At 72.4% G+C, this 26,646-nt stretch carries 28 protein-coding genes; 9 read left to right on the top strand and 19 right to left on the bottom strand.

The features are described 5' to 3' along the window. The first annotated feature begins 278 nt into the window (after positions 1 to 278). The 4 genes from ACFXGA_RS03550 to ACFXGA_RS03535 are packed head-to-tail and all read left to right on the top strand — an operon-like array spanning position 279 to position 3,304. On the top strand, positions 279 to 1,184 hold the full coding sequence (locus ACFXGA_RS03550) for an ROK family protein (RefSeq protein ID WP_378084007.1): 906 nt from the start codon (positions 279 to 281) through the stop codon (positions 1,182 to 1,184). After that, on the top strand, positions 1,181 to 2,365 hold the full coding sequence (gene nagA / locus ACFXGA_RS03545; RefSeq protein WP_378084006.1) for an N-acetylglucosamine-6-phosphate deacetylase: 1,185 nt from the start codon (positions 1,181 to 1,183) through the stop codon (positions 2,363 to 2,365). Before ACFXGA_RS03550 ends, nagA begins: the two co-directional genes overlap by 4 nt. 5 nt (positions 2,366 to 2,370) lie before the next feature. Beyond that, positions 2,371 to 2,556: a hypothetical protein gene (locus tag ACFXGA_RS03540; protein WP_378084003.1), complete on the top strand. Its 186-nt coding sequence runs from the start codon at positions 2,371 to 2,373 to the stop codon at positions 2,554 to 2,556. Between the two features lie 10 nt (positions 2,557 to 2,566). After that, entirely contained in the window at positions 2,567 to 3,304 is a 738-nt protein-coding gene (locus ACFXGA_RS03535) for a DedA family protein (protein ID WP_378084001.1), read from the top strand. Positions 3,305 to 3,396: 92 nt separating this feature from the next. On the opposite strand, the gene ACFXGA_RS03530 is transcribed toward ACFXGA_RS03535, so the two are convergent. Continuing rightward, positions 3,397 to 4,776, bottom strand: coding sequence for an FAD-binding oxidoreductase (locus tag ACFXGA_RS03530; protein WP_378083999.1), 1,380 nt, complete (start codon positions 4,774 to 4,776; stop codon positions 3,397 to 3,399). Between the two features lie 245 nt (positions 4,777 to 5,021). On the opposite strand from ACFXGA_RS03530, the gene ACFXGA_RS03525 reads away from it, so the two are divergent. Then, positions 5,022 to 5,687, top strand: coding sequence for a DedA family protein (locus tag ACFXGA_RS03525; RefSeq protein ID WP_378083998.1), 666 nt, complete (start codon positions 5,022 to 5,024; stop codon positions 5,685 to 5,687). Positions 5,688 to 5,691: 4 nt separating this feature from the next. Here the strand turns inward: ACFXGA_RS03525 and ACFXGA_RS03520 are convergent, their stop codons facing one another. Both ACFXGA_RS03520 and ACFXGA_RS03515 read right to left on the bottom strand, forming a co-directional pair. Continuing rightward, positions 5,692 to 6,312, bottom strand: a complete 621-nt coding sequence (locus ACFXGA_RS03520; RefSeq protein WP_378084022.1) for a nucleoside/nucleotide kinase family protein — start codon at positions 6,310 to 6,312, stop codon at positions 5,692 to 5,694. Continuing rightward, positions 6,309 to 7,133 carry a PfkB family carbohydrate kinase gene (locus tag ACFXGA_RS03515; protein ID WP_378084019.1) on the bottom strand — a complete coding sequence of 275 codons (825 nt, stop codon included), beginning with the start codon at positions 7,131 to 7,133 and terminating at the stop codon, positions 6,309 to 6,311. Before ACFXGA_RS03515 ends, ACFXGA_RS03520 begins: the two co-directional genes overlap by 4 nt. Positions 7,134 to 7,210: 77 nt before the next feature. Here ACFXGA_RS03515 and ACFXGA_RS03510 point away from each other — a divergent pair, with 77 nt between their 5' ends. After that, a complete protein-coding gene (locus ACFXGA_RS03510; RefSeq protein WP_378083996.1) occupies positions 7,211 to 8,167 on the top strand; it encodes a LacI family DNA-binding transcriptional regulator in 957 nt (318 codons plus the stop codon). Positions 8,168 to 8,171: 4 nt separating this feature from the next. Here the strand turns inward: ACFXGA_RS03510 and ACFXGA_RS03505 are convergent, their stop codons facing one another. The 6 genes from ACFXGA_RS03505 to pyrE all read right to left on the bottom strand — a co-directional run bounded on the left by ACFXGA_RS03505 (position 8,172) and on the right by pyrE (position 12,517). After that, positions 8,172 to 9,254 (bottom strand): glycoside hydrolase family 76 protein, encoded by a 1,083-nt coding sequence (locus ACFXGA_RS03505; protein WP_378083994.1) that lies wholly within the window; start codon positions 9,252 to 9,254, stop codon positions 8,172 to 8,174. A 25-nt stretch (positions 9,255 to 9,279) separates the two neighbouring features. Next, complete coding sequence (locus ACFXGA_RS03500) at positions 9,280 to 9,963, bottom strand: TrmH family RNA methyltransferase (protein ID WP_378083993.1); 684 nt, start codon at positions 9,961 to 9,963, stop codon at positions 9,280 to 9,282. A 48-nt stretch (positions 9,964 to 10,011) separates the two neighbouring features. Beyond that, on the bottom strand, positions 10,012 to 10,575 hold the full coding sequence (locus tag ACFXGA_RS03495) for a hypothetical protein (protein ID WP_378083992.1): 564 nt from the start codon (positions 10,573 to 10,575) through the stop codon (positions 10,012 to 10,014). Between the two features lie 225 nt (positions 10,576 to 10,800). Further along, a complete protein-coding gene (locus ACFXGA_RS03490) occupies positions 10,801 to 11,187 on the bottom strand; it encodes a DUF2784 domain-containing protein (RefSeq protein WP_378083990.1) in 387 nt (128 codons plus the stop codon). A gap of 81 nt (positions 11,188 to 11,268) precedes the next feature. Beyond that, a complete protein-coding gene (locus ACFXGA_RS03485; protein ID WP_378083989.1) occupies positions 11,269 to 11,961 on the bottom strand; it encodes a hypothetical protein in 693 nt (230 codons plus the stop codon). Between the two features lies 1 nt (position 11,962). Further along, entirely contained in the window at positions 11,963 to 12,517 is a 555-nt protein-coding gene (gene pyrE, locus ACFXGA_RS03480) for an orotate phosphoribosyltransferase (protein WP_378084018.1), read from the bottom strand. 53 nt (positions 12,518 to 12,570) lie between these two features. Between pyrE and ACFXGA_RS03475 the strand changes: the two genes are divergently transcribed. Next, entirely contained in the window at positions 12,571 to 13,140 is a 570-nt protein-coding gene (locus tag ACFXGA_RS03475) for a hypothetical protein (RefSeq protein ID WP_378083986.1), read from the top strand. Positions 13,141 to 13,204: 64 nt separating this feature from the next. On the opposite strand, the gene ACFXGA_RS03470 is transcribed toward ACFXGA_RS03475, so the two are convergent. The 6 genes from ACFXGA_RS03470 to clpB form a co-directional block, all read right to left on the bottom strand. Next, entirely contained in the window at positions 13,205 to 13,639 is a 435-nt protein-coding gene (locus ACFXGA_RS03470; RefSeq protein ID WP_378083983.1) for a hypothetical protein, read from the bottom strand. Beyond that, a complete protein-coding gene (locus ACFXGA_RS03465; RefSeq protein WP_378083980.1) occupies positions 13,636 to 14,565 on the bottom strand; it encodes a WXG100 family type VII secretion target in 930 nt (309 codons plus the stop codon). Before ACFXGA_RS03465 ends, ACFXGA_RS03470 begins: the two co-directional genes overlap by 4 nt. Next, the gene (locus ACFXGA_RS03460) at positions 14,562 to 14,918 is read right to left on the bottom strand and encodes a hypothetical protein (protein WP_378083979.1); all 357 of its coding nucleotides are present in this window, start codon (positions 14,916 to 14,918) and stop codon (positions 14,562 to 14,564) included. Before ACFXGA_RS03460 ends, ACFXGA_RS03465 begins: the two co-directional genes overlap by 4 nt. Before the next feature lie 66 nt (positions 14,919 to 14,984). Beyond that, the gene (locus ACFXGA_RS03455; RefSeq protein WP_378083977.1) at positions 14,985 to 15,764 is read right to left on the bottom strand and encodes an SDR family NAD(P)-dependent oxidoreductase; all 780 of its coding nucleotides are present in this window, start codon (positions 15,762 to 15,764) and stop codon (positions 14,985 to 14,987) included. Continuing rightward, entirely contained in the window at positions 15,761 to 16,456 is a 696-nt protein-coding gene (locus ACFXGA_RS03450; protein ID WP_378083976.1) for a hypothetical protein, read from the bottom strand. Before ACFXGA_RS03450 ends, ACFXGA_RS03455 begins: the two co-directional genes overlap by 4 nt. A 526-nt stretch (positions 16,457 to 16,982) precedes the next feature. After that, a complete protein-coding gene (gene clpB / locus ACFXGA_RS03445; RefSeq protein ID WP_378083973.1) occupies positions 16,983 to 19,565 on the bottom strand; it encodes an ATP-dependent chaperone ClpB in 2,583 nt (860 codons plus the stop codon). 175 nt (positions 19,566 to 19,740) lie between these two features. Between clpB and ACFXGA_RS03440 the strand changes: the two genes are divergently transcribed. Next, positions 19,741 to 20,115, top strand: a complete 375-nt coding sequence (locus ACFXGA_RS03440; protein WP_378083970.1) for a VOC family protein — start codon at positions 19,741 to 19,743, stop codon at positions 20,113 to 20,115. Positions 20,116 to 20,632: 517 nt separating this feature from the next. Next, a complete protein-coding gene (locus tag ACFXGA_RS03435; protein WP_378083967.1) occupies positions 20,633 to 21,736 on the top strand; it encodes an FAD-binding oxidoreductase in 1,104 nt (367 codons plus the stop codon). Positions 21,737 to 22,206: 470 nt separating this feature from the next. Here the strand turns inward: ACFXGA_RS03435 and ACFXGA_RS03430 are convergent, their stop codons facing one another. From ACFXGA_RS03430 to dnaK, 4 genes are read right to left on the bottom strand one after another with little or no spacing between them, the layout of a single operon-like run. Then, the gene (locus ACFXGA_RS03430; RefSeq protein ID WP_073886222.1) at positions 22,207 to 22,635 is read right to left on the bottom strand and encodes a heat shock protein transcriptional repressor HspR; all 429 of its coding nucleotides are present in this window, start codon (positions 22,633 to 22,635) and stop codon (positions 22,207 to 22,209) included. After that, complete coding sequence (gene dnaJ / locus ACFXGA_RS03425) at positions 22,632 to 23,798, bottom strand: molecular chaperone DnaJ (RefSeq protein WP_378083966.1); 1,167 nt, start codon at positions 23,796 to 23,798, stop codon at positions 22,632 to 22,634. The genes ACFXGA_RS03430 and dnaJ overlap by 4 nt, the downstream gene beginning before the upstream one ends. An 18-nt stretch (positions 23,799 to 23,816) precedes the next feature. Continuing rightward, positions 23,817 to 24,530, bottom strand: coding sequence for a nucleotide exchange factor GrpE (gene grpE, locus ACFXGA_RS03420; RefSeq protein ID WP_378083963.1), 714 nt, complete (start codon positions 24,528 to 24,530; stop codon positions 23,817 to 23,819). Further along, positions 24,527 to 26,380: a molecular chaperone DnaK gene (gene dnaK, locus ACFXGA_RS03415; RefSeq protein WP_378083961.1), complete on the bottom strand. Its 1,854-nt coding sequence runs from the start codon at positions 26,378 to 26,380 to the stop codon at positions 24,527 to 24,529. The genes grpE and dnaK overlap by 4 nt, the downstream gene beginning before the upstream one ends. Positions 26,381 to 26,646: the final 266 nt, after the last annotated feature.

Here is a 26,646-nt window from a genome sequence, read left to right as displayed (position 1 = left end):
CGCTGGAACCGCCCCCTTGACACGTGCGGTAGCCCTCGTGGAGGTCGGCGGGATGACACGAAACCCGACCCACCACCCAACCGCACCGAACCACCGAACCCCGTCATCCTGCTGATCTGCCCGTCCGGCGAGGACGCTTTGCTCTTTCCCCTCTGATCTCCCCCCTCCACGACCCACCTCACGACGGGCACTTTTCCGTCTTCGAACCCAACCCCCACCTACCCAATCGGACACTTGGTATAGACCAATGGTGGTCGGATGCCGCAGTATCGGTCCTCGTGGCGCGCACCAGACACGTGATAGCCGTCGACGTCGGCGGAACCGGGACGAAGGCCGCCCTGGTCACCGGCACCCCCACCGGGGTGCGACCGGTGCTCCAGCGGCGCTCCGCGACGCGACCGGGCGGCGACGCCGTGGTCGAGGACGTGACCGCCCTGGTCCACGACCTGCGCGCCGCCTCCGAGCACCCGGTCGAGGCGGTCGGCGTGGTCGTCCCGGGCATCGTGGACGAAGCGACCGGCACCGGCGTCTACTCCACCAACCTCGGCTGGGCCGACTACCCGTTCCGCGACCGGATCGCCGCGGCCACCGGCCTGCCCACCGCGTTCGGGCACGACGTCCGCGCCGGCGGCCTGGCCGAGCTGCGCCAGGGCAACGCCCGCGGCCTGACCGACGCGGTGATCATGCCGATCGGCACCGGCATCGCCGCCGCGCTCGTCGTGGACGGTCGGGTGTCCGTCGCGCCCGGCGAGATCGGGCACGTGGACGTCGGCCACGGCGACCCGTGCGGCTGCGGTCAGACCGGGTGCGTGGAGGCACGGGCGAGCAGCGCCGCCATCGCCCGCCGCTACACCGAGCGCACGAACCGCCCCGTCGCCGGCGCCGCCGACGTGGCGGCGCTGCTCACCGAGGGAGACCCGGACGCGCTGGCCGTGTGGCGGGAGGCGGTCGACGCGCTCGCGCGGGGCATCCTGCTGCTGGCCGCGCTGCTGGGACCACGCGCCGTCGTGCTGGGCGGCGGCCTGGCACTCGCGGGTCCGCGCTTGACGGACCCGCTGGGCGGGCGGTTGGACGAGCTGATCGCGTTCCACCGACGCCCGGAACTGCGGCTGGCGGCGTTGGGCGACGAGGCCGGGTGCCTCGGTGCCGCGCTGCTGGCCATCGACATGCTGGAGGAGAGATGAGCACGTGGGGTGGACCCGTGGACGTGACCCTGACCGGTGGTCGGGTCGTCACGCCCGACGGGGTGCTCGACCAGGGGTGGGTCGCGGTGCGGGACGGCGTGATCGCGGCCGTCGGGCAGGGGGCTCCGCCGGACGGCCCGACCGCGGACGTGACCGGCGGCCTGGTGGTGCCGGGCTTCGTCGACATCCACTGCCACGGCGGCGGCGGTGAGGCGTTCACCAGCGCGGACCCGGCGCGGGTGGTCAAAGCCGCGAACGCGCACCGCAGGCACGGCACCACCACGCTGCTCGCCAGCCTGGTCTCCCGGCCCGTCCCGGAGCTGGCCGACCAGGTCAAGGCCCTCACCGAGCTGGTCCGCGACGACGTCCTCGCGGGCATCCACCTCGAAGGCCCGTTCCTGTCCGCCGCGCGGTGCGGCGCGCACGACCCGGCCATCCTCTGCCCACCCGACCGCGCCTCGATCGACAAGCTGCTCGACGCGGGCGGCGGCGCGGTCCGCATGATCACGATCGCGCCCGAGCTGGAGCACGGCGTGGACGCGGTCCGCCACCTGGTGGACAACGACGTCCTGGCCGCGATCGGCCACACCGACGCCACCGAGGCGCAGATCCGCCCGGCCGTCGAGGCGGGCGCGACGGTCGCCACGCACCTGTTCAACGGCATGCGCCCGCTGCACCACCGCGAGCCGGGTCCGATCGGCGCGCTGCTGGACGACGAGCGCGTCACCGTCGAGCTGATCTGCGACCTGGTGCACCTGCACCCCACCGCGGTGCGCCTCGCCGCGCGGCACGCGGGCGTGCGCCGGACCGTCCTGGTCACCGACGCGATCGCGGCGGCGGGCGTGGGCGACGGCGTCTACGACGTGGGCGGCCTGGAGGTGCGGGTGGTGGACGGCGTGCCGACGCTCGCCGGCGGCGCGTCCCTCGCGGGCAGCACGCTCACCATGGACGCCGCGTTCCGCAACGCGGTCCAGTCGTGCGGCCTCACCGTCGAGGAGGCGGTGCGGGCCACCGCCACCCACCCGGCGCGGCTGCTCGGCCTCCAGGACCGCACCGGCGAGCTGCGCGCCGGCCTCGCCGCCGACCTGGTCGTGCTGGACGCCGAGCTGAGGCCGCGCGAGGTGATGGCCCGGGGCGCGTGGGTAGCCTCTGCCGGAGCAGGCAACCAGACGAAGGACTGACCCGGGTGCCCGAGGACCAGGAGAAGCTGGTGGCCGACGCGTTGCGCGCGCAGGCCACCAGCTCCGGCGCGCACCCGCCCGCGCCGGTCCGGCGGGCGCGCCCGGCGCTCGGCGCGGGCTGGGTGCTGCTGCTCGCGGTGCTGCTGGGGCTGGCCGCCGGCACGGTCGTGGCGGTCATGACGCTCAGGTGATGCCTGTACCGTGGTCGCCGTGACGGTCGCGCTCACCTCCACGCTCGCCCTCGGCCCCGACTGGCTGGACCCGCAGATCCTGCTCAAGGGGCTCGGGCCGTACATGCTGGTCGGCCTGTGCTTCATCGTCTTCGCGGAGTGCGGCCTGCTGGTCGGCTTCTTCCTGCCGGGCGACTCGCTGCTGTTCACCGCGGGCCTGTTCGTGGCCTCGGGGGTGCTGGAGTACCCGTTGTGGCTGGTCTGCGTGCTGCTCACGGTGTGCGCCCTGGTGGGCAACGTGGTCGGCTACTGGATCGGGCACCGGGCCGGGCCGGCGCTGTTCAACAAGCCCGAGTCGAAGATCTTCAAGAAGGAGTACGTCGACAAGACGCACGAGTTCTTCGACAAGTACGGCGCGCGCGCGATCGTGATGGCGCGGTTCGTGCCGATCGTGCGCACCTTCATCACCGCGATGGCGGGCGTCGGCCGGATGGACGCGCGCAAGTACTTCACGTACTCGCTGATCGGCGGCATCGCGTGGGCCGCCGGCCTGACGGTCCTCGGCTACTTCCTCGGCCAGATCCAGTTCGTGCGCGACAACCTCGAGATGATGCTGATCCTGATCGTGCTGATCTCGGTCGTCCCGATCATCATCGAGGTCGTCAAGGCCCGGCGGGAGAAGAAGTCGCTGCTCGCCCAGGAGGCGGCCGACATCACCCAGGTCATCGAGCGCGTGGACGACACCCAGCGGATCCGCCCCGTCGAGTAGGCCCCGCCCCCGGTCCCGCACCGCCCTGCCCCCGCACCACCGCGTCCCCAAGCCCGCGCCTCCGGGCCTCCGGCCGACGTATCCCCCCGGACCTAGACCCCCACGTCGAACATCGACCCGGGGTTGAACAGGTTCCCCGGGTCCAACGCGCGCTTGATCTCGCGGTGGACCCGGAGCCCGACCGGCCCGATCTCCCGCGCCAGCCACTCCCGCTTGATCTTGCCGATGCCGTGCTCGCCGGTCACCGTGCCGCCGAGCGCGAGCCCGAGCGCCAGGATCTCGTCGAACGCCCGCTTCGCCCGCGCGAACTCGTCCGCCGACGTCGGGTCGTACACGATGGTGGGGTGCATGTTGCCGTCGCCGGCGTGCCCCACCACGGCGATCCGCAACCCCACCTCCGCGCTGACCCGCTCGCACCCGGCGATCAGGTCCGCGATCCTCGTCCGCGGCACGCACACGTCGTCGGTGAGCCACGCGCCGTAGACCTCCAGCGCCATCAGCACGGCCCGCCGGGCGGCGAGCAGGTCGCGCCCCTCGCCCAGGTCCTCGGTCGCGTAGACCAGGTCCGCCCCGGCCGTCGCGCACGCCTGCTCGATGGCCGCCAGCTCCCGCCGCCCCGCCTCGCCGCCCGAGTCGGACTGGCACAGCAGCAGCGCCGCGTCGGCGTTCAGGTCCGTCTTCAGGTACTGCTCCACGGCCCGGATGGTCGTGCGGTCCATGATCTCCATCAGCGACGGCACGATGCCCTCGGCCACGATCCGGCTGACCGCCGCGCCCGCGTCGGCCGTGCTGTTGAACGTCGCCACGAGCGTCGCCGGCGCCTGGGGCAGGGGCCGCAGCGCCAGGGTCGCCCGGGTGATCACGCCCAGGGTGCCCTCGCTGCCGATGAACAGCTTGGTCAGGTCGTACCCGGCCACGCCCTTGACGGTGCGCCGGCCGGTCCGCAGCAGCTCGCCGTCGGCCAGCACCACGTCCAGGCCGAGCACGGAGTCCGTGGTCACGCCGTACTTCACGCAGCACAGCCCGCCCGCGTTGGTGGACAGGTTCCCGCCGATCGTGCACCAGTCGTAGCTGGACGGGTCCGGCGGGTAGAACAGCCCGTGCTTCTCCACCGCGCCGCGCAGGTCGAGGTTCACCACGCCGGGTTCCACCACGGCCAGCCGGTTCTCCGGGTCGATCTCCACGATCGAGTTCATCCGGGTGGTCACCAGCACCACGCAGCCGTCGACCGCGTTCGCCGCCCCCGACAGGCCGCTGCCCGCGCCGCGCGGCACGATCGGCGTCCCGGCCGCCGCGCAGGCCCGCACGACCGCCTGCACCTGGGCCGCGGACGTCGGCAGCACCACCGCCAGCGGCTGCCCGTAGGGGGCCAGCGGCATCATGTCCCGCTGGTAGCTCGCGGTGACGTCGACGTCGGTGAGCACCGCGTCGGCGCCGACGGCGGAGCGGAGTTCGGCGAGCAAGGACTCCATCACTCCACGCTAACCGCTCAGCGCGTCCCTGAGCAGGGTCCGCACGGGGGGCAACCCGCGCCGCGCGCGCCCGCGCCACCCCCGCGCTGCGGGATCCCGCAGCCCGGACCGGCCGCCGCCGACGGGCCCGGGACCACTGCGGCACGTGTCCGGACGTGCGCGAACCGCCACGACGCCGAGGCTTCGGCAAGGCGTTGTCCCCATGTCGCCCGGGTGACGCCGTACTCCCACGTAGGCTGCATGGCGTGGTGTTGTCCGCATCGTCCGAGGCTGTCGCGTTCGTTCAGCTCGATTCCGCAGGCCCGCTGGCCGTGTGGCTGATCACGCTGAGCTTCATCTTCTTCGAGTGCGCGTTCATCTTCGGCCTCTTCCTGCCCGGCGACTCGTTGCTGTTCGCCGCCGGTGTGGTGCTCGCGTCGCACGACGGCGAGCTGTCGGCCTGGCTGCTGTCGGGAGCCGCGCTCGTCGTGGCCGTCGTCGGCAACCAGATCGGCTACTACATCGGCCGGCACACCGGCACGCGCCTGCTGGCCCGCCGCGGCGGCCGGGTCCTCAACAAGGAGAACCTCGCCAAGGCCCGCGACTTCCTCGACCGGAGGGGTTTCTGGGCGATCGTGCTGGCCCGGTGGATCCCGTGGGTGCGCACGCTCGCCCCGATGATCGCCGGCGCGGCCCGGATGGACCCGAAGCGGTTCATGCTGGCCACGACCATCGGCGCGATCGCCTGGGTGCCCACGCTGGTGCTGGCCGGCTACTACGGCGCGGGCCTGCTCGCCGCCGTGCCGTGGCTGGAGACGGTCGCGGTGGTCGTCAGCATCGCGTTCTTCGTCGGCGGCACCGCCTACGGCCTGTACCGCTACCGGCAGGAGATGAAGAAGCCGGTGGACGAGGAGGTCGGCGCGGCGTCCTGACCGGTCACAGCACCTCGGTGATCACCAGGTCGGCGCTCGCCTTGGACGCGTTCACCATGAGCGCGTTGACGTGGTCGCTGCCGTGCAGCACGCGCTCGCGGGCGTCCTCGACCGACCGCCCGTAGCGGACGTGCCGGTCGATCAGCCGCGACACCCGCAGCTCCTCGTCGATCATCAGGAACCACGCCTCGTCCAGCACGACCCGCACGCGCTTCCACTTGTCGTACTGGAGCAGCAGGTAGTTGCCCTCGGTCACGACGAGCGACACGGACGGGTCGACCGGCACCGCGCACGCGATCGGCTCCTCGATCTCGCGGCGGAACTCGGGCGCGTACACCACGTCGGGCCCGCACGCCTTGATCCGGCCGAGCAGGTCCACGTAGCCGGGGATGTCGAACGTGTCGGGCGCGCCCTTGCGGTCGGCGATGCCCAGCCGCTCCAGCTCGCGCTGGGCCAGGTGGAACCCGTCCATGCCGACCAGCGCCGCGTCGTCGCCCAGCGCGTCGACCAGCCGGCGCGCCAGCGTCGACTTGCCCGAGCCCGGCGCGCCGCCGATGCCGAGCAGCCTGCGCTCGCCGGTGTCCACCAGCAGCCGCGCCCGGTCGACCAGCTCGTCGAACCTCATCCGCTGTCCCGCCACCGTCCCAGCTCCTCCACCCAGTCCCGCGCGGTGTGGCGCACGCGCACCGCGGCCACCTCGTTCGCCCACCGGACGGCGTCGTCCACCGCCAGCCCGCGGGCGACCGCGACCGCCAGCGCACCGTGCCACACGTCGCCCGCGCCGTTGGTGTCGCGCACCTCGACCACAGGTACCGGTTGGGAGCCCGTGGCACCACCTCGCGACCAGGTGACCGGGTCCGCGCCGTGCGTGCGGATCACCAGCGGCACGCCCCGGGCGTGCACCTCGGCCTCGGACAGCTCGAACGCGGCCGAGCACGCGGCGACGTCCACGAGCGGCAGCAGGTCGTCCAGCACGGGCTTCCAGCTGCCGGCGTCCAGCACCACGGGCACACCGGCGCGCCTCGCGTGCCGCGCGGCTCGCAGCGCGAGCGGACCCAGGTGCCCGTCGACCAGCACCACGTCGGACGCCTCGACCAGCGCCGGGTCCACCGCGTCGGCCACCTCGACCCCGACCGCGTTGCGCGAGATCACCGTCCGCTCGCCGTCGCGCTCGCGCACCGCGACCATGCTCAGCGCGGGGCCTCCCGCTCCGGCGGACCGCACCTCCACCGGGTGCAGCGCCCGCCGGGCGTAGTCGCCCAGCTCGCCGCCCAGCGCGGTCACCAGCACCGCCCGGTGCCCCAGCGCCGCCACCGCGCGGGCCGCGTTCGCCGCCGGGCCACCGGGCGCGAGGTGCACGTCGAGCGACTGCACCTTCTGCCCCGGCACGGGGAACTCCGCCACCCGCTGCGTCACGTCCACGGTGGTCAGCCCGACACACAGCACGGAAACCACGACGCGTTCCTCCTCACGGGTAAAGTCCCCACGCAATCGCTTGCGCAAGCCCGAACGGGGACGAGTCCATGGTCACCATGCGGGAGGTCGCCAGTCTCGCCGGCGTCTCCATCACCACGGTCTCACACGTGATCAACGAAACGCGGTCGGTCGCCGCCGCCACCCGGGAACGGGTGCTCAAGGCGATCGAGGAGACCGGCTACACCGGCGACGCCATCGCGCGCTCGCTCGTCACCGGCGGCACGAAGTCCCTGGGGCTCGCCGTGTCGCTCGTGTCGCACCCGTACTTCGCCGAGCTGATCGCGGCGATCGAGGGCGAGGCCACCAGGGCCGGGTACACGCTGGTGCTGATCGACACCCACGACAGCGCCGAGTCCGAGCAGGCCGCGGTGCGGATGCTGCGGTCGCGGCGGGTGGACGGGGTGCTGCTCACGCCGACGTCCGGCTCGGCCGCGCTGCCCGAGCTGCGCCGGCTGGGCGTGCCGACGGTGCTGGTCGACCGGTTGACCGTGGCGCGGGACACCGACCAGGTGGGCCCGGAGAACGTGCAGGCCACGTCCACGCTGGTCCGGCACCTGGCGGAGCTGGGGCACCGGCGGATCGGGCTGGTGTCCGGCCAACCCGGCCTCGCGACCACGGACGAGCGGGTGCTCGGCTACCGGCTCGGCCTCGGCCGGGCGGGGCTGGCGTGGGACGAGGACCTGGTGCGGCCTTCGTTGGCGCCGCTGCTCGGGCAGGTCACGGGCGTGGTGGTGAACGACCACCAGGTGCTGGTGGACGTGCTGCGGACGGCGCGGGCGCACGGCGTGCGGATCGGGTCGGACCTGGCCCTGGTCACCTACGACGAGGTGGAGTGGGCGGAGCTGGTCGACCCGCCGCTGACCGCGATGGCGCAGCCGGTGGAGGAGATCGGGCGCACCGCGGTGCGGCTGCTGCTGTCCCGCATCGAGGATCCGACCCGGCCGCCGGAGACGATCCGGCTGCCGCCCGAGCTGCGGCACCGGCGATCCTGCGGCTGCCACTGACGCGTCAGGCCGCGGCCCGCCCGATCCCGTTGCGCTCCAGCAGGGCGGCGGCCTCCAGCGCCATCCACCCGCCGAGTTGGACGGACAGGTCGCGCTCCGGCTCCCGCCCGGACGGCCTGACCGCGGGTTTCGTCCACTCGGGACCGAACAGCGGCCCGCTCACCACCGCGGTCCGGTTCGCCCACACCGCGTTCGCCGACCGCAGCACGAGGTCCGCCGCGAGGGTCGCCTCGGGCCGGTCGAGCCGCAGCGCGGCCTGCGCCAGGTACCGGGTGAGGATGCCGCCGAACAGGCCGCCGTCCCCGCCGCCGTGCCCGCGCAGGACGCCGTCGGTGGCCAGGTGCTCGTCCACCGCGGCGATGATCCGCGCCGCCTTGTCCTGGTAGCGCGCGGAACCCAGCTCCACGCACGCGCCGAGCACCACGCCCTGGCAGTAGGTGTAGAAGTTCTTCTCGATCTCCCGGATCGAGCCGTCGGGGTGGACGTGCAGCCCGTCCCACACCAGCCCGGTCTCCGGGTCGACCAGGTGGTCCTCGATCCAGTCCACGATGGACCGGGCCCGGCCGAGGTCGGCGCGCTCGCCGAGCCGGGCGAACAGGATCGCCGCGGGACCGTTCGCGGGGACGTTCTTGAAGTCGTCGTCGCGCTTCCACCAGATCCCGCCGCCGCCGTGGTCGGTCCACCCGGCGCGCAGCCGGTCCGCGATGGTGGCGACGACCTCCGGCCGGGCGATGCCGACGTCCCGCTCGGCGCGCAGCAGCGCGAGCCCCAGCCACGCCACGTCGTCGTAGTAGTCGTTGGTCCAGCCGACCAGGTTGCGCACCCGGATGCCGCGCACGAGCCGCTTCACCAGCGCCGCGCGCGACTCGCGCGGCGAGCGGAGCTGGGCGTCGAGGACGCAGTCCAGCAGGTGCGCCTGCCACCAGTAGCCGAACCGGACGTGCAGCCGGCCGGACCAGTCCGGCGGCCAGGCGACCGCGCCGAGGGCCGTGCCCGGCACCCCCCAGACCCGCCGCAGGTGGCGGGACTCGACCGCGCGTTCGGCGACCCCGGCGCGTGCGGCGAGGAGGGCGGGTGGTGTGGTCACCGCACCAGGATGCCCACTGAACCGGTCAAGACGCGCGGCGGAACAGCTCCCAGTGGTACAGGCCCATGGCGACGCTCGTGGTCAGGTTGTAGCTCGACACCCTGGGCCGCATCGGCAGGGAGACCACCAGGTCGGCCCGGTCCCGCACGTCCCGCGACAGCCCGTGCCGCTCGGAGCCGAAGGCCAGCACCGCGTCGTCGGGGATCCGCACGTCCCGCAGGTCCCGGCCGCCGGCGTCGAAGGCGATCACCGTGCCCGTGACCTCGCCGACCCCGGCCAGCCGCCCGACGGGCAGCGCGAAGTGCAGCCCGGCGCTGCCGCGCAGCACGACCGGGTGCCACGGGTCCACGTCGCCGAGCGAGAACACCCCGCCCGCCCCGAGCCCCGCCGCCACCCTGATCACCGCGCCGAAGTTGCCGAGGTTGCGCGGGTTGTCCAGCAGCACCGCCGGCGCGTCCCGCCGGACCTCCCACGGCGCGTCCGCGGGCCGCTCGGCCACCCCGCCGACCCCGGTCGGGTGGGACCGCCCGACGACCCGCTCGAACTCCGCCGCCCCGACCACCTCGGCCCGCTCGAACACCGGCACGAGGTCTTCCGCGTGCGACCGCGCCAACCCGACCGCCTTGTCCCGGTCGAGCACCACCACCGTCCGCACCGAGGCCCCGAACCGAACCGCGTGCTTGACGGCGTGGAAACCTTCGAGCGCCACCTGACCGACCACGTCACCCCCGGCGTTGGAATACCGGGGCGATCGTAGTCAGGCCGCGACGGACGGCAGGTCGAGCTTCAGCCCGACCTTGCGGTAACCGGGCAGGTCCCGCACGACGAGTGACGCCACCGTCCGGCCTTCCCGGTCGACGGACGCGGTCAACACGTAATCGTCGCGGCTCGGCGTGAGCCCGAGGTGGTCGAAACGCACCACCCACCGCTTCGGGAGCACGATCCGGAATTCGACCACGCCCGCCGTTTCGGCGAACGAGGCGAGGAAGCTGTCAGACCTTTTGCCACGCACGAAAGGCAAGCACATCGCCGGCCAGAAGATGTCCACCACGAACGTGAACTCGTCGTCGCGGACGATCGGTTCATCGAGGTGGACATAGGTCATGACCGTATTCCTCCGCACCCACTGGTGCGTCACGTCCAAGCGCGTCCCGCCGACACCTCGGATCTCCGGAGTGCGGACTTCGATCTTCACACCGTCGCGGTGCTTCTCCGGCCAATCCCAGTTGACGCCCTCGTGGAACGAGACGAAGTCGAGCCGGTCACTGTCGGCCGCAACGGTGAACGACAACTTCTTCCGGACATCGCCGTTCTCGCTCACGTGCACTTCTTCCAACCACGCCAGAACACGCCAGCGTTGACCATGCCTCCGTTCGAGCAAGTCGCAGTAATACGCCACGAGGCTTGTAGGAAGGTCGGCGCTCCGCGTTTTCCGCCGCCTCCGGAACCAGTTCATCGCGTGCACCCCCTTACTCCGCAGAGTAGGGCGGGACAGCCGCGAACGGCGGAGGTGTGACCCGAACAGCCGAACGCCGCATGGGCCGGTTCAGCGATACACCTCGGTGCTGCGGGCGGAGGTCTGTTCACCGCGACGTTTGACGTAGTACCCGGCCCACGAGGCGAGCACGACGAGTGCCACGAGCACCTGCACCGGGCGCGCCGCGGACTCCGGGTAGAGGACGCCGTCGATGTAGGTGTCGATGAACCCGTTCACCAGCTGCGGTTGGCCGGCGGCGGCGCGGAGTTCGTTCTCCAGCCACGTCAGCGGGCAGGCGAGCGGGAACAGGACGATCAGCAGGCCCCAGCCGGCCATCGCGGCGTGGAAGTACAGCACCCTCGGCCAGCGCCACGCCAGGAAGCCCCCGACCAGCAGGAACACCAGCACCCCGAAGTGCACCACCATGACCAGCTCGGCGAACGCACGCGCGACCATAGCGACCTCCCTCCGGCCAGCGTAGGCCGGACGGCGATCACGCGCCCGTGAATTCCCGTCCGATTTGACGGGATCGGGCCGTCAGCCGCGCGGCAGCGCCTGCCACGGCACCCGGCCCGCCAGGTCCAGCAGCAGGTCGGCCAGGTGCGCCAGCGGCGCCTGGAGCAGCGGTCCGGGCACGGCGACGGCGAGGTTGTGCTCGTCGAACGCGATCGCCGCCCCGTTCGCCCTCGGGTCCTGGAGCAACGCCTGCGCCAGACCCGAGCCGAGCAGGGCCGAGGCGAACGCGGGGTTGAGCCGGCGCACCTCGTAACGCGCGTCGAACGCCGGGTCGCCGGTCTCCACGAACTGCTCGAACAACCCCCACACGCTGTCGTGGCGGGGACTGATCAGCACCCACGGCCCCGGCATCGGCCGCGGCACGACCACCACCGTGTACGTGCGGTACTCGGACGTGACGACGTTGTCCGCCCGGAACACCACCTCGACCGCCAGCACGGGCACACCGCGCCAGTGGCCGACGAGCTGGAACTTCACCCGGCTCCGATCGGCCTCCAACATCCGGCCGATCTGCGGGACCCGTTCCTGGAAACCCTGGTCCTCGGCGACGAACCGCCACCCCAGGGACGCCTCCAGAGCGCGCATCCGCTGTTCCCACTCGCTCACGAACCCCTGGTTCGTGAACGGGTTGCGCCTGCGGCGGGCCGCCCCCACGGCCACCCCCGCACCGATGATCGCCACCAGCACCAGCAGCAGGACCAGCGCGCTCACCATGTCAGGCCAGGCCCAGGTCGGCGAGGTCGAGCAGGTACCGGTACGGCAGGCCGGCGTCTTCGATCACCTCGCGCGCGCCCGTGCCGCGGTCCACGACGGTCGCGACGCCGATCACCGCCGCGCCGCTCTCCCGCAGGGCCTCCACGGCGGTCAGCACGCTGCCGCCGGTGGTGGACGTGTCCTCGACGGCCAGCACCCGCTGCCCGGCGACCTCGATGCCCTCGATCCGGCGCTGCATGCCGTGCTGCTTGGCGGCCTTGCGCACGACGAACGCGTCGAGCACCTCGCCGGACGCGGCCGCGGCGTGCATCATCGCGCACGCCACCGGGTCCGCGCCGAGCGTGAGGCCGCCCGCCGCGACGTAGTCCCAGTCGGCGGTGAGCTGCCGGAGCAACCGGCCGATCAGCGGCGCGGCGGCGTGGTGCAGCGTCGCCCGGCGCAGGTCGATGTAGTAGTCGGCCTCGGCCCCCGAGGACAGCGTCACCTTGCCGTGCACCACGGCCAACTCGCTCACCAACCGCGCCAGTTCGGCCTTCGCCGCGGCGTCCAGGACCACTTCAGTTCGCACGGGTCCCAAGAGTGTCATACCGCGCCGTACGCTGGCACACCGTGACCCTTCCCGGCACCGACACCCTGATCATCGAGCAGCCGTGGGGCGTGCTGCGCCACCTGCTGGCCACCCGGTACCGCAACGACGTCCACAACGGGCACGGCGTTCCCATCGCGACGGTCTCCGAGCGCGGCTTCCTCGGCCCGCTGCGGAAGTTGTTGCGCGCCACGGCGTTCTCCGGGCGCACGCGGTTCGACCTGGCGCTGGCCGAGCGCGGGCAGCCGGTGCTGCTGATCCGCAAGGGCGCGGGCAAGCCGCCCACGCAGGTCTCCCGTCCGGACGGGACGCCGGTCGGGTCCGTGCGGCACGAGGGGCACGGCGCCTACGCGCTGCTGGACCCGGCCGGGCAGCGGCTGTGCCTGCTGCACGAGGTGTCGTCGTTCAGCCCCGGCGCGATCGCGAAGCGCGACGGTCGGCGGGTGCGGCGGGACGTGCTGAACCTGCGGCCGGGCACGCCGGAGCCGGTGCGATCGCTGGCGATCGCGGCGGCGGTCGCCTACGACGTGGTGCGCGGGGCGGGCACCAACCACACCAGCGGCGGCACGTTCGACTTCCCCACGCTCACCTGAGCGCTTCCCCGTTCCGGGGCGGTCGGGTCACGGGCGGCCCGCGGCGACCCGTGACCCGACCGCGCTACCAGGCGTCCTCGGTGAAGCCGCTCGGCTCGTCATCGTCGTCGTCACCGCGCCCGCGCGGCCGCGGGGAGCCCGCGGAGATGACGTCCTCGGGGTCGTTGCCCTCCTGGATCGCCGTGTACGCGCGCTGGAGGTCCGGCACGCCGGTCTGCAGCGCCCGCTGCACGCCCTCGTCGTCCACCGCCCGCCCGGACGCGACGTCCTCCCAGGTCAGCTCGCCCGCGTCGACGCGCCGCGCCAGCTCCTTCAGCTCGCGGGGCGCGCCCGGGCTGTTGGCGAACCGCGAGATCTCCGCGAAGTCCGCCTGCGTCAGCCCGCGCGACCGCATCTGCACCTGGCTCGCCGCCCGCGCCGTCTGCTCGACGTTGGCCAGGCGCTGGTCCACGTCGGCGACCAGCGCGTCCAAGCGCGCCTTGTCGTAGGGGAACGTCACTGCCCGCCACCTCCGCCGGAGCCGGAACCCCCGCCGGAACCTGATCCGGCGCCCGAGGTCGCGGGCGCGGGCGTGGGTCCTGTGGGCGGCGGCTGGGTGTACCTGCCGTTCGCCGCGACCCCGGCCTTGCCCAGGCCGTACGCGCCCAGGCCGACGCCGATCGCGCCGGACTTCGCCGCGGCCACGCCGTTGTCGTACTTCTCCTTGCCGTCCTGGTACCCGTCGACCACGTCGAGCAGGTCGCCGACGTCGCGCACGTCCTTGAGCTTGGACAGCGCGGTGCCCATCGCGACGATGCCGTCGATCATCCCCTGGACGCCCTCGATCAGCGTCTGGATCGAGATGATGATCTTGCGGATGGCGTCCACGATCTGGATCGCGTCGTACACCATCCACACCGCGCGGCCCCAGCCCACGACCGGGATCCACGCCGTCATCGCGGCTTCCATCAGCTTGCCGACGAGCTTGTCCAGCAGCGTCAGCGCCAGGCCGCACGCGGTGCGGCAGGTGCTGGCGGTGGACCGGAACTTGTTGCCGATGATCCGCGCGATCTGCGAGTCGGCCTCGATCGCGATGACCCACATGGTGCCCATGCGCGTCTCGAACGCCTTGGCCGCGTCACCGTCCCAGTGGGACGACAGCTGCTCCGCGCCCGCGTCCACGTTGTGCCGCACGGAGTCCAGCGCCTTGGCGACCCGGTCCCAGGCGTTGGCGTTCTCGTCGATCTTCTCGAAGTCGCCGAGCAGCGGCTTGATCAGCGCGTCGAGCAGGTTCTCGCCGGTGACCTTCTCGTAGATCCAGTTGACGCCCTGGATCTTCCAGCCGGCCTTCTCGATCAGCTCCCTGGTCGTCTGCCGACCGGGCCGGTCCTCCGCCGCCGCGGCGAGCGCGACCGACGGGTCCTCCACGTCCGCGTACGCGGTCATCGCCCGCCACCCCCGAGCGACGGGGCCTCGGCCACGGAGTGCAACTGGGAGAGCACCCGGTCGAGGATGCCCATCACCATTTCCTCGTTCTTCTCGTACATGTCGGCGGCCTTGTTCAGGCTCTCCGCCTCTTTGACCATCATCTGGTTCGCGAAGTCGAGCGTCTCCCCGTACAGGGAGGCCACACCGGTGACGATGGGCTGCAGCAAGGAAAGCAGACCGGTGAAACCGGAGGTGTCGCCGCCCTTGGTGATCGCGTGTTCCTTGATCGTCATGAAGTGCTGCGCGTTGCGCGTCAGCAACTCGCCGTACCCGCGGAGCTCCGGTGGCTCCACTCTGAACTGCTCACCCATGGACGGTTCCTCCCTGTTCCAACTAGTGGAGTGGGACGGACCGGACCGGGTTCAGGTTCCCGACTTTCAGGTGCGACCTCGTCCGCCCGCCGCGCGGGAGGCTATCCGCCGCAGCAGGGCCCGCGGAACCAGGCGGGCGAACACCGTGATGGCCTTGTACTGCGCGCCGGGCACGGACAGCGCCTTGCCCGCGCGCAGGTCGGCCAGGCCCTCGTGCACCACGCGGTCCGCGTCGAGGTAGAGCAGGTCGGGCGTGCCGGACATGTCGATCTTCGCCCGCTGGTGGAACTCGGTGCGCACGAACCCCGGGCACAGCGCCATCACGCGCACCCCGGTGCCCGCCGTGGCCATCGCCATGCCCTCGGAGAACGCCGTCACCCACGCCTTGTCCGCGCTGTACGTCGTGCCGCGACCGGGCAGGAACCCGGCCACGCTGGACACGTTGACCACCGCGCCCCGGCCGCGCGCCACCATGCCCGGCAGCGCCGCGCGGGTCAGCCGCAGCACGCTCGTCACGTTCACGTCGAGCTGGGACTGCAGGTCGAGCGGGTCGGCGGCGACGAACTCCGACGAGATCGCGAAGCCCGCGTTGTTGACCAGCAGGTCCACCTCGCGCCCGGCGAGGAGGTCCGCGACCTTCGCGCGGCCCGCGTCGGTGGCCAGGTCGGCGGGCAGCACCTCGGCCGTGATGCCGTGCGCGGCGCGCAGCTTGGCCGCCGTCTCCTCCAGCCGCCGCTCGTCCCGGGCGACGAGCACCAGGTCGTGGCCCTCGGCGGCGAGCCGGCGGGCGAACGCGGCCCCGATGCCGGACGACGCGCCGGTCACCAGCGCGGTCGGCGGCGTCACGGCTTGCGCCCGAACTGCGGGCGGTGGACCTCGCCACCGGCGTCGGACTCGGGGTCGGCCTCGAACGGGTCGATCACGTCCGCCAGCTCGCCGAGGTCGCGCAGCAGCCGTTCCAGGCGGGCGGGGGTGGAGTTCGGCGGCGCGGCGGCCAGCACCCAGTCGCCCTCCAGCCAGACCACGGTGACGTCCGCGCCGATCTCCTCGGCCGCGTCGACCAGGTCGGGGGTGATGAGCTTGCGCGCGGCGGGCAGCTCGCTGACGAACGCGTACCGCGAGCCGACCGGCCCGAGCAGGTCGGGCATCTGGTCGCGCTGGAACGGCACGCTGGGCAGCCACAGCTCGACCACCACCGACAGCGCCCGGCGGCAGCGCACGCCGACCAGCACCGAGTTGACCTTGCCGCCGGTCTCGTGGTCGAGCACGTAGACCTGCCGGCGGCCGTCGGCGGTGAAGGTCGAGCCCGCCACCACGTCCTTGGCCACGCCCGCGCCGTAGTAGGCGATCGCGCCGCTCTCCCAGCGCGTGGGCAGCACGTGGTCGGTCTCCTCGAACTGCCAGCCGCGCAGCGCCGCCCAGCGGCGGCGTTCGCGGTTACGCGCGGTTCGCTGCGCCCGGTCGGTGGCGAGCAGGGCGAACCCCGCGACGCCCGCGACCGCGGCGACGGTGAACCAGACCCACGCCGGTATGCCCACGGTGCGAGAGTAGCGGGCGGCGGTGAACAAACGAAGATCACTTGGGGCGTGGTTCGCGCGAACGGATCAAGCTGTTACCCGGATCGCGGGTGGCCGGCTGGCCGGTTCCGGCGGCTGGTGAGACGCCGACCCCGGCCCGACCTCGGGAGTTGTCCACAGGCCCCGGGGTTGTCCACAGGCACGGCCCCTCTGCCGACCGATCGTCGGTCCCGGCCGGCAGAGTAAGAACAGGGGTCCCCCGGTCGGGGACCCCTGCGGAGCGAGCAAGATCAGGTCGCGGCGTGCGGTGAGCCGGTGCAGTGCGCCGGTGCGGCTCGCGGGGTGCGGCTCGCGCGAGATGCGGCTCGGGTGGTTGCGGCTCGGGTGGTGCGGCTCGCGGTGCGGTGAGCCGGTGGGTGAAAGAGCCGGACGAGCGGGATGAACCCGCTGGGCGCGCCCGGCCCGACCACCTCGCCACCTCGGGGCCCGTGCCCACCGCGGAGAGCGCGCCCCACTGCGGAGCACGCGCCCGGCCCGGAAGCCGCGGTCAGGCCCGGCCGACGATCAGGCCCGACTGGTCGTCCAGCACCTCGACCTTCACCGTGTCGCCGTCGCGCACCTCGCCCGCCAGCAGCTCCTTCGCCAGCTGGTCGCCGATCGACGACTGCACCAGCCGCCGCAGCGGCCGCGCGCCGTACACCGGGTCGAAGCCGTTCAACGCCAGCCAGTCCCGCGCCGCCGGGGTGACCTCCAGGGTCAGCCGCCGCTGCGCGAGCCGCTTGCCGAGCCGCTGCACCTGGATGTCCACGATGGAGGTCAGCTCCTCCGTGGCCAGCGAGTGGAACACGACGACGTCGTCCAGCCGGTTGAGGAACTCCGGCTTGAAGTGCGCCCGCACCACGTTCATGACGGCGTCCGTGCGCTGCCGCTCGTCCAAAGTGGCGTCCGCGATGACGTGCGAGCCGAGGTTCGACGTCAGCACCAGGATGGTGTTGCGGAAGTCGACCGTGCGGCCCTGGCCGTCGGTGAGCCTGCCGTCGTCGAGCACCTGGAGCAGCACGTCGAACACGTCCGGGTGGGCCTTCTCCACCTCGTCCAGCAGCACGACCGAGTACGGGCGGCGGCGGACGGACTCGGTGAGCTGGCCGCCCTGGTCGTAGCCGACGTACCCGGGGGGCGCGCCGACCAGGCGGGCCACCGAGTGCTTCTCGGAGTACTCGCTCATGTCGATCCGGATCATCGCCCGCTCGTCGTCGAACAGGAACTCCGCCAGCGCCTTGGCCAGCTCGGTCTTGCCGACGCCGGTCGGGCCGAGGAACAGGAACGAGCCGGTCGGGCGGTCCGGATCGGCCACGCCCGCGCGGGTGCGCCGGACCGCGTCCGACACCACCCGGACGGCCTCGGCCTGCCCGACCACGCGCTTGGCCAGCTCCTCCTCCATGCGCAGCAGCTTCGCCGTCTCGCCTTCCAGCAGCCGGCCGGCCGGGATGCCGGTCCACGCGGAGACCACGTCGGCCACGTCGTCCGGGCCGACCTCCTCCTTCAGCATCACGGCGGCGTCCTGCGTGGTGCGGGTCGCCTCCTCCAGCTCCTTCTCCAACGCCGGGATCCGCCCGTACCGCAGCTCGGCGGCCCGACCGAGGTCGCCGTCGCGCTCGGCCCGCTCGGACTCGCCGCGCAGCTGCTCCAGCTGCTCCTTCAGGTCGCGGACCTTCTCGATCGAGCCCTTCTCGTTCTGCCAGCGCGCGGTCAGCCCGGCCAGGTCCTCCCGCTGCTCGGCCAGCTCGGCGCGCAGCGCGGCGAGCCGTTCCACCGAGGCCGGGTCCGACTCCTTGGCCAGCGCCATCTCCTCGATCTCCAGCCGGCGCACGGCGCGTTCGACCTCGTCGATCTCGACCGGGCGGGAGTCGATCTCCATGCGCAGCCGGGACGCGGACTCGTCGACCAGGTCGATGGCCTTGTCGGGGAGGAAGCGGGCGGTGATGTACCGGTCGGAGAGGGTGGCGGCGGCGACCAGGGCGGCGTCGGTGATGCGCACGCCGTGGTGCACCTCGTAGCGGTCCTTGAGGCCGCGCAGGATGCCGATCGTGTCCTCGACCGAGGGCTCGCCGACGAAGACCTGCTGGAAGCGGCGCTCCAGGGCCGGGTCCTTCTCGACCCGCTCGCGGTACTCGTCCAGCGTGGTCGCGCCGACCATGCGCAGCTCGCCGCGGGCCAGCATCGGCTTGATCATGTTGCCCGCGTCCATGGCGGACTCGCCCGCCGCGCCCGCGCCGACGATCGTGTGCAGCTCGTCGATGAACGTGATGACCTGGCCCGCGGAGTCGGTGATCTCCTTGAGCACGGCCTTCAGCCGCTCCTCGAACTCGCCGCGGTACTTCGCGCCCGCGACCATCGCGCCGAGGTCGAGCGCGACGACCTTCTTGCCGCGCAGGCTCTCGGGCACGTCGCCGGCGACGATCCGCTGGGCCAGGCCCTCCACGATGGCGGTCTTGCCCACGCCGGGCTCGCCGATCAGGACGGGGTTGTTCTTCGTGCGGCGCGACAGCACCTGGACCACGCGGCGGATCTCGGTGTTGCGGCCGATGACGGGGTCGAGTTCGCCCTTGCGCGCGCGTTCGGTCAGGTCGACGCCGTACTTCTCCAGCGCCTGGTAGGTGCCCTCCGGGTCGGGGCTGGTGACCCGCGCGGAGCCGCGGACCTTGCCGAACGCCTCCTTGAGGGCCTCGGGGTTCGCGCCGTGCCGGCGGAGCAGGTCGGCGACCTGGCCGCCGTGCTGGGCGAGGCCGACCAGCAGGTGCTCGGTCGACACGTACTCGTCACCCATCTCGGTGGCGAGTTCCTGGGCCTTGCCGAGCACGCGGACCGCGTCCCGGGAGAACTGCGGGGCCGACACGGACGACCCGCTGGCCGCGGGCAGCGCCCTGGTCAGCTGCTCCAGCTCCTTGTGCACCTGCTTCGGGTCCGCGCCGACGGCGGAGAGCAGGGGGGCGGTCAGGCCGTCGCCCTGGGCCAGGAGCGCGCCGAGGAGGTGGACCGGGCCGACGTCGGGGTTGCCCGCGATGGTCGCCGCCTGCACGGCGGCGGACACGGCCTGTTGCGTCTTGGTGGTCGGGTTGAAAGCGTCCATTCCTCACCTCGGTCGGGTGTTCGTGCGCACGCTGCCGGCGTACCGCACCAGCCGTCACAGTGCACAACGTCAGAAAAGTTGAGCCTGTTCCGCTCAACCCGACGATGGGGGTGTGGCGTGGACCACCCCGCGAAACTCGCGTGCGGCGTGACCGGCCGATCGCGACGATCTCCGCATGACCTCACTCGTGCGCCACATCACCATCGACTGCCGCGACGCCTACGAGCTGGCCCGCTTCTGGAGCGGCGTGACCGGCCGGCCCCTCTCCGACGAAGACGCCCCGGGCGACCCCGAAGTGCTGATCCCGCTCCCCGAGGGCCCGGGGCTGCTGTTCATCCAGGTGCCGGAGCCGAAGACGATCAAGAACCGGGTGCACCTCGACCTCCAGCCGGACACCACGCGTGACGCCGAGGTGGAGCGGCTGCTCGCGCTGGGCGCGTCGCTCGAGTCCGACATGCGCCGCCCGGACGGCACGGGCTGGGTCGTGCTGACCGACCCGGAGGGCAACGAGTTCTGCGTTGAACGCAGCGCAGCCGAGCGTTCCCGGTAGGACCCGGGTCGGTCACCCACATGTCGCAGCGGGTTGTCCACACGGGGTGTGGAGTTGTCCACAATCCGCAGGTGGGAATCCACAGGCGGCTGCGGTCCACCGCACGGGTGCGGTCCGGCAGCCGCCACTGGAGTGAATATGCCACCGGGGCGGATGCCGCCACCGCGGACGCCGGGCCGTCCCGTGTCATCCCGCCCACACCTCCCGGCTGGGTGTGCTCCCGGCGGTGGGCCGCAAGCGCCGATTTCGGTATACGTGGAAGGGAATGTCCACTCGTTCGCCGGAGCAGCGCGTGACGTTCCGTGTCCGCACTGCACTCGAAGGTGGCATCAAGGAGTCGACCGGCCAGTTGGCGGGTTAGTGTCCCCTCGTCGGGGATGGAAGCTTGACGAGGACGTAGCGCCCTTGCTGGCGCCGCCAGAAACGTGGAGACTGCGCCCGGACCATGACTGCGAACGCCGTGTTGAGCCCCATCCCCAGCCCACCACACCGCGAACCCCCTCCCGGTGTCACCGCAATGGTGCGGATGATCCGGGAGAGCTTCGCGGTGGTGGAGCCGCGCGCCGAAGAGGTCGCCAAGTTCTTCTACGGCATGCTCTTCAGCCTCGCGCCGGCGACCCGGGAGATGTTCCCGGTGAACATGGAGGTCCAGCGCAGCCGCCTGCTGCGCGCGCTGGTCCACGTCGTGCAGATGGTGGACAGACCGGACGACCTCATCCCGTTCCTGCGGCAGCTCGGGCGCGACCACCGCAAGTTCGGGGTGGTGAACGCGCACTACGAGTCCGTCGGCACGGCGCTGCTGGCGGCCGTGAAGAAGTACGCCGGGCCCGCGTGGACGCCGAAGGTCGAGATGGCGTGGGCCGAGGCGTACACCATCATGGCCCGCGCGATGCAGGAGGCGGCGGCGGCCGACGACGGGCCGGCGTACTGGCACGCCACCGTGCTGGACCACCAGCGGGTGAGCTGGGACCTCGCCGTCGTGCGGCTCCAGCCGGATCACCCGGTGGGGTACCGGGCCGGGCAGTACCTGAGCGTCGAGACGCCGCAGCGCCCTCGGCTGTGGCGCTACTACTCGCCCGCGAACGCGCCGCGCGAGGACGGGATCATCGAGTTCCACATCCGCTCGGTCGAGGGCGGGTGGGTCAGCCGGTCGGTCGTCGGCCACACCCAGCGGGGTGACGTCTGGCGGCTGGGGCCGCCGATGGGGCGGCTCACGGTCGACCGGACGTCGGGGCGGGACGTGCTGATGGTCGCCGGCGGGACCGGGGTCGCGCCGATGCACGCGATCATCGACGAGATGGCGCAGTGGGGCGAGAACCCGCGCGTGCACCTGTTCATGGGCGGGCGGACCCGCGAGGACCTGTACGACCTGGACAACCTCCAGCGGTTCGCCATGACGAACCCGTGGCTGACCGTCGTGCCGGTGCTGGAGTCGGACCCGGGCGCGCGGGGCGTCGAACGCGGCACCCTGGCCGACGTGGTCACCCGCTACGGGGCGTGGGAGGACCGGGACGTGCTGGTGTGCGGCTCGCCGTCCATGATCCGGGCAACCGTGTCCCGGATGCTCGTCGCCGGCACCCCCCTGGACCGGATCAAGTACGACCCGTTCACGCTGGACTGACCCTCTTCACGAAACTCCTCACGTTCACCCCCGGGTGACGCGTCCCCACGGCGCGATCCCGCGCCCGGAGGCGCAGGTCAGGGCCGGGGTTCGGCGATGACCGCGATCCAGCGGCGCTCGGGCGGGCGGCGAAAGCTCGACGGGCGCGTTTCGGCCGGCGCGTGGCGTGGCGTGATCAGGCGACGCGGTCCGGGCAGGCACAGTCCGAGCGGGCTCGGTCGGCGCGGTTCGGGCGGGCCCAGTGCCGCGAGGACCGGCGCGGCGAGGTGCCGCACGAACGGCCCGGCTCGACCCGTCGGCAGTGGTGCAGTGCGCGAACGCGGGGTCCGCGGCGTCCGGTGTGGCGAGGGGGTCGGCGTCGCGGGGTTCCTCATGGCTAACCGAGGTGCGGTAACAGTGTTTCCGTACACTTCGGGCCGATGATCACCCCAAAGAGTGACGCCCCGGGCCGTGGGCGCGGGGCGTCGGGGTCAGCGCTTGGAGTTCGGTTTCCAGACGACCAGGGCGGTCTCGTGGCGGACCGGCACCAGGTCACGGCGGTACGAGGCGTGCACCGACGCGGCGGCGTGCTCGGCGGCGGCCATGGCGGACGCCAGTTGCTCGGTCAGCTCCTGCACCTTGGCGCGCAGCGCGCCGACCTCGTTCTCCAGCTCGATGATCCGCTTGATCCCGGCCAGGTTCACGCCCTCCTCCTGCGAGAGGCGCTGCACCTCGCGCAGGAGCACGATGTCGCGCATCGAGTACCGCCGCCCGCCGCCGGACGTGCGACCGGGCGACACCAGACCGAGCCGGTCGTAGGCCCGCAGCGTCTGGGCGTGCAGGCCGGACAGCTGGGCGGCCACGGAGATGACGAAGAAAGGGGTGTCCTCGTCCGTGCCGGGCGGGAACGGGAAGCTCACACCGACCTCTTCTCCAACAGGGCGTTGAGCTCCGCGCGCGGGTCGTGCTTCGCCGTCACCGACGCGTAGTTCTCCAACGCCTCCCGGGCTGCGGCGTCCATGTTGTTCGGCACCGCCACGTTCAGCGTGATCAGCAGGTCGCCGACCTGGCCGTCACGCCGGGCGATGCCCTTGCCCTTGGCCCGCAGCACGCGGCCGCTCGCCGTGCCGGCGGGCACCTTCAGGGTCACCTTGCCCTCGAGCGTGGGCACGGTCAACGTCGTGCCCAGGGCCAGCTCGGGGAAGGTCACGGGGACGGTCACGGTCAGGTCGTTGCCCGACCGGCCGAAGATCGGGTGCGGGTTGACGTGCACGCGCACGAACAGGTCGCCCGCGGGCCCGTTGTTGCGGCCCGGCTCGCCCTGCCCGGCCAGCCTGATCCGCTGGCCGTCGTCCACACCGGCGGGGATGCGGATGGTGAGGGTCCTGGTCTTGGTGCTGACGCCGTCGCCGCCGCACTCCGGGCACGGGTCGTCCACGATCCGGCCGGTGCCGCGGCAGTCCGCGCACGGCTCGGAGAACGCGAACGCGCCCTGGCTGCGGGTCACCAGGCCGGCGCCGCCGCAGTTCGGGCAGGTGCGCGGCGACGTGCCGGGACGCGCGCCCGAGCCCGCGCACGTGCCGCAGGTCGCCGGGCTGGACAGCCGCATGGGCACGGTCGCGCCCTTGACGGCCTCGGTGAAGTCGATCCGGACGTCGGTCTCGACGTCCTCGCCGCGGCGCGGCCTGGTGGCCGACGCGGACGTGCCGGCCCGGCGGTTGAACAGGCCGCCGAGCAGGTCGCCGAGCCCGCCCATGCCGCCCGCCTGCGCGCCCTGGCGGCCGAACAGGTCGCCGACGTCGAACCCGCCGCCCCCGCCGAAGCCGCCGGGGAACCCGCCGCCTCCCGCGAAGAGGCGGCGGGCCTCGTCGTACTGCTTGCGCTTGGCGGAGTCCGACAGGACGCCGTACGCCTCGGACACCGCCTTGAACCGCGCCTCGGCCTGGGCGTCACCGGGGTTGGCGTCGGGGTGCAGTTCCCGCGCCAACTTCCGGTACGCCTTCTTGATGTCGTCGGCCGAGGCGTCGGAGGAGACGCCCAGCTCGCGGTAGAAGTCCTTCTCGATCCAGTCGCGAGCGCTCAACGGACGCCGCCCCCTTCCTCAGTCCTGCTGCTCTTCGGCCGGCTTCTCGGTGGTGTCCTCGGCGGACTGCTCGGCGGCCGGCTCGTGGTCGGTCACCGCGACCAGCGCGGGCCGCAGCACGCGCTCGCCGAACCGGTAGCCGCGGCGGAGCACGGCGGTGACGGTCGGCCCGCTGACGTCCGGCGAGGTGCTGTGCTGCACGGCCTCGTGGACGGACGGGTCGAACTCCTCGCCCTCGTGCCCGAACGGCTCGAGGCCGGTGCCGTGCAGGGCGTTGACCAGCTTGTCGGCCACCGCCTTGAACGCGCCGGTGAGGTCGCCGTGCGCGCCGGCCCGCTCCAGGTCGTCGAGCACGCCCAGCAGCTCGCCCGCGACCTGCGCCTTGGCCGTGGTGATCACCAGTTCCCGGTCGCGCTCGACGCGCTTGCGGTAGTTGGCGTACTCGGCGGTGAGGCGCTGCAGGTCGGCGGTCCGCTCGTCGAGCTGGGCCTTCAGCTCGACGGACGGGTCGACGACGTGGGCTTCCTCCGGCTCGTCGGGGGCGGCGTGCTTGCCGCCGCCCTCGCTCTCCGCACCGGCTTCCGGGCTCGCCGCGGTCTCCGCGGTCGGGTCGGCGTCGGCCTTGGCCTGCGCCTCCTCGTCGGCCGGGGGAGTCCGCACCTCGCCCGTCTCCGGGTCGATGCGCCTGCGGTCGCGCACCACCACGTGGGGCTGTTCCTCGGGCTGGGTCACTTCTTCTCGTCCTCGTCCACGATCTCCGCGTCCACCACGTCGTCGGCCTTGGGCGCGTCGCCGGCGGTCGTGCCGCCGGTGGCGCCCGCGGCGTCGCCCGCGGGTGCGGTGTTGGCGTACAGGGACTGGCCGATGGCCTGGGACTCCGTGGCCAGCTTCTCCACGGCGGCGCGGACCTTGGCGATGTCCTCGCCCTTGAGCGCCTCGGTGGTCTCGGCGATGGCCGCGGTGACCTTCTCCTTGACGTCGGCCGGGATCTTGTCCTCGTTCTCCTTGAGGACCTTCTCCGTCTGGTAGACCAGCGTCTCGGCCTGGTTGCGGACCTCGGCCTCGTCGCGGCGGCGCTTGTCCTCCTCGGCGTGCGCCTCGGCGTCCTTGATCATGCGCTCGATGTCGTCCTTCGGCAGCGCGGAGCCGCCGGTGATCGTCATCCGCTGCTCCTTGCCCGTGCCCATGTCCTTCGCGGACACGTGCACGATGCCGTTCGCGTCGATGTCGAAGGTGACCTCGATCTGCGGGACGCCGCGCGGCGCGGGCGGCAGGCCGGTCAGCTCGAACATGCCGAGCTTCTTGTTGTCCCGGGCGAACTCGCGCTCGCCCTGGAAGACCTGGATCTGCACGGACGGCTGGTTGTCGTCGGCGGTGGTGAAGATCTCCGAGCGCTTGGTCGGGATCGTCGTGTTGCGCTCGATGAGCTTGGTCATCACGCCGCCCTTGGTCTCGATGCCCAGGGACAGCGGGGTGACGTCGAGCAGCAGGACGTCCTTGACCTCGCCCTTCAGCACGCCGGCCTGCAGGGCGGCGCCGACCGCGACGACCTCGTCCGGGTTCACGCCCTTGTTCGGCTCGCGGCCGCCGGTCAGCTCCTTGACCAGCTCGGCCACCGCGGGCATGCGGGTGGAACCGCCGACGAGCACCACGTGGTCGATGTCGCCGACGCTGATGCCGGCGTCCTTGATCACGTTGTTGAACGGGGCGCGGGTGCGCTCCAGCAGGTCGTTGGTGATGCGCTGGAACTCGGCGCGGGACAGCGTCTCGTCCATGAACAGCGGGTTCTTGTCCGCGTCCACGGTGATGTAGGGCAGGTTGATGGAGGCGGTGTTCGAGCTGGACAGCTCGATCTTGGCCTTCTCCGCCGCCTCGCGGATGCGCTGCAACGCCATCTTGTCCTTGGTCAGGTCGATGCCGTTGCTCTGCTTGAACCGCTCGACCAGCCAGTCCACGATCCGCTGGTCCCAGTCGTCGCCGCCGAGGTGGTTGTCGCCGGAGGTCGCCTTGACCTCGACCACGCCCTCGGCCAGCTCCAGCAGCGAGACGTCGAACGTGCCGCCACCGAGGTCGAAGACCAGGATGGTCTGCTCCTTGTCGCCCTTGTCGAGGCCGTAGGCCAGGGCGGCGGAGGTGGGCTCGTTGACGATGCGCAGCACGTTGAGGCCCGCGATCTGGCCGGCCTCCTTGGTGGCCTGGCGCTGGGCGTCCTCGAAGTAGGCGGGCACGGTGATGACCGCGTCCGTGATCTCCTCGCCCAGGTACGCCTCGGCGTCGCGCTTGAGCTTCATGAGCACGCGCGCGCTGATCTCCTGCGGCGTGTACTGCTTGCCGTCGATGTCCGGCGTCTTCCAGTCCGTGCCGATGTGGCGCTTGACGGACCGGATCGTCCGGTCGACGTTGGTCACCGCCTGGTTCTTGGCGGGCTGACCGGTGAGGACCTCGCCGTTCTTGGCGAAGGCCACGATGGACGGGGTGGTGCGCGACCCCTCGGAGTTGGCGATCACCGTCGGCTCGCCACCCTCGAGAACCGCGACGACGGAGTTGGTCGTCCCCAGGTCGATGCCGACCGCTCGCGCCATTGGATTCCTCCTGGTAGTGCGTCTGTGAGAGCCCCGCGTTGAGCGGTACCGGCTCAAGTTTAGCCCGGAGCGGCGGACTTGAGCCCGCCCGGCTCAACCTTCCTGCCTGTCCAACGGCGGGAGGCCGTCCGGTGTTCCCGCCGGGTGGTGATCCGGGACACTCGAAGGCCCCCGCCGGGCGGACGGGGGGCGGCGCCCGCCCGGGGCCCGCGGGGGGGGGCGCGAGGGGGGGGGCGGGCCCGGGCGGGCCCCCGGGCCGCGCGGAG

The organism is Actinosynnema sp. NPDC059335 (assembly GCF_042752395.1).
Taxonomy (GTDB): Bacteria; Actinomycetota; Actinomycetes; order Mycobacteriales; family Pseudonocardiaceae; genus Actinosynnema.
The sequence above is the reverse complement of the archived record's forward strand: the minus strand, read 5'-3'. Positions and strand labels throughout refer to the sequence as shown.

Bases quoted from the DNA above. Each gene is read 5' to 3' on its own strand.
- clpB (WP_378083973.1), bottom strand. From the start codon at position 19,565: ATGGACGCTTTCAACCCGACCACCAAGACGCAACAGGCCGTGTCCGCC.
- ACFXGA_RS03435 (WP_378083967.1), top strand. From the start codon at position 20,633: ATGGTGCGGATGATCCGGGAGAGCTTCGCGGTGGTGGAGCCGCGCGCC.
- ACFXGA_RS03460 (WP_378083979.1), bottom strand. From the start codon at position 14,918: ATGGGTGAGCAGTTCAGAGTGGAGCCACCGGAGCTCCGCGGGTACGGC.
- nagA (WP_378084006.1), top strand. From the start codon at position 1,181: ATGAGCACGTGGGGTGGACCCGTGGACGTGACCCTGACCGGTGGTCGG.
- dnaK (WP_378083961.1), bottom strand. From the start codon at position 26,380: ATGGCGCGAGCGGTCGGCATCGACCTGGGGACGACCAACTCCGTCGTC.
- ACFXGA_RS03530 (WP_378083999.1), bottom strand. From the start codon at position 4,776: ATGGAGTCCTTGCTCGCCGAACTCCGCTCCGCCGTCGGCGCCGACGCG.
- ACFXGA_RS03520 (WP_378084022.1), bottom strand. From the start codon at position 6,312: ATGAGGTTCGACGAGCTGGTCGACCGGGCGCGGCTGCTGGTGGACACC.
- ACFXGA_RS03510 (WP_378083996.1), top strand. From the start codon at position 7,211: ATGGTCACCATGCGGGAGGTCGCCAGTCTCGCCGGCGTCTCCATCACC.
- ACFXGA_RS03490 (WP_378083990.1), bottom strand. From the start codon at position 11,187: ATGGTCGCGCGTGCGTTCGCCGAGCTGGTCATGGTGGTGCACTTCGGG.
- ACFXGA_RS03465 (WP_378083980.1), bottom strand. From the start codon at position 14,565: ATGACCGCGTACGCGGACGTGGAGGACCCGTCGGTCGCGCTCGCCGCG.
- ACFXGA_RS03485 (WP_378083989.1), bottom strand. From the start codon at position 11,961: ATGGTGAGCGCGCTGGTCCTGCTGCTGGTGCTGGTGGCGATCATCGGT.
- ACFXGA_RS03440 (WP_378083970.1), top strand. From the start codon at position 19,741: ATGACCTCACTCGTGCGCCACATCACCATCGACTGCCGCGACGCCTAC.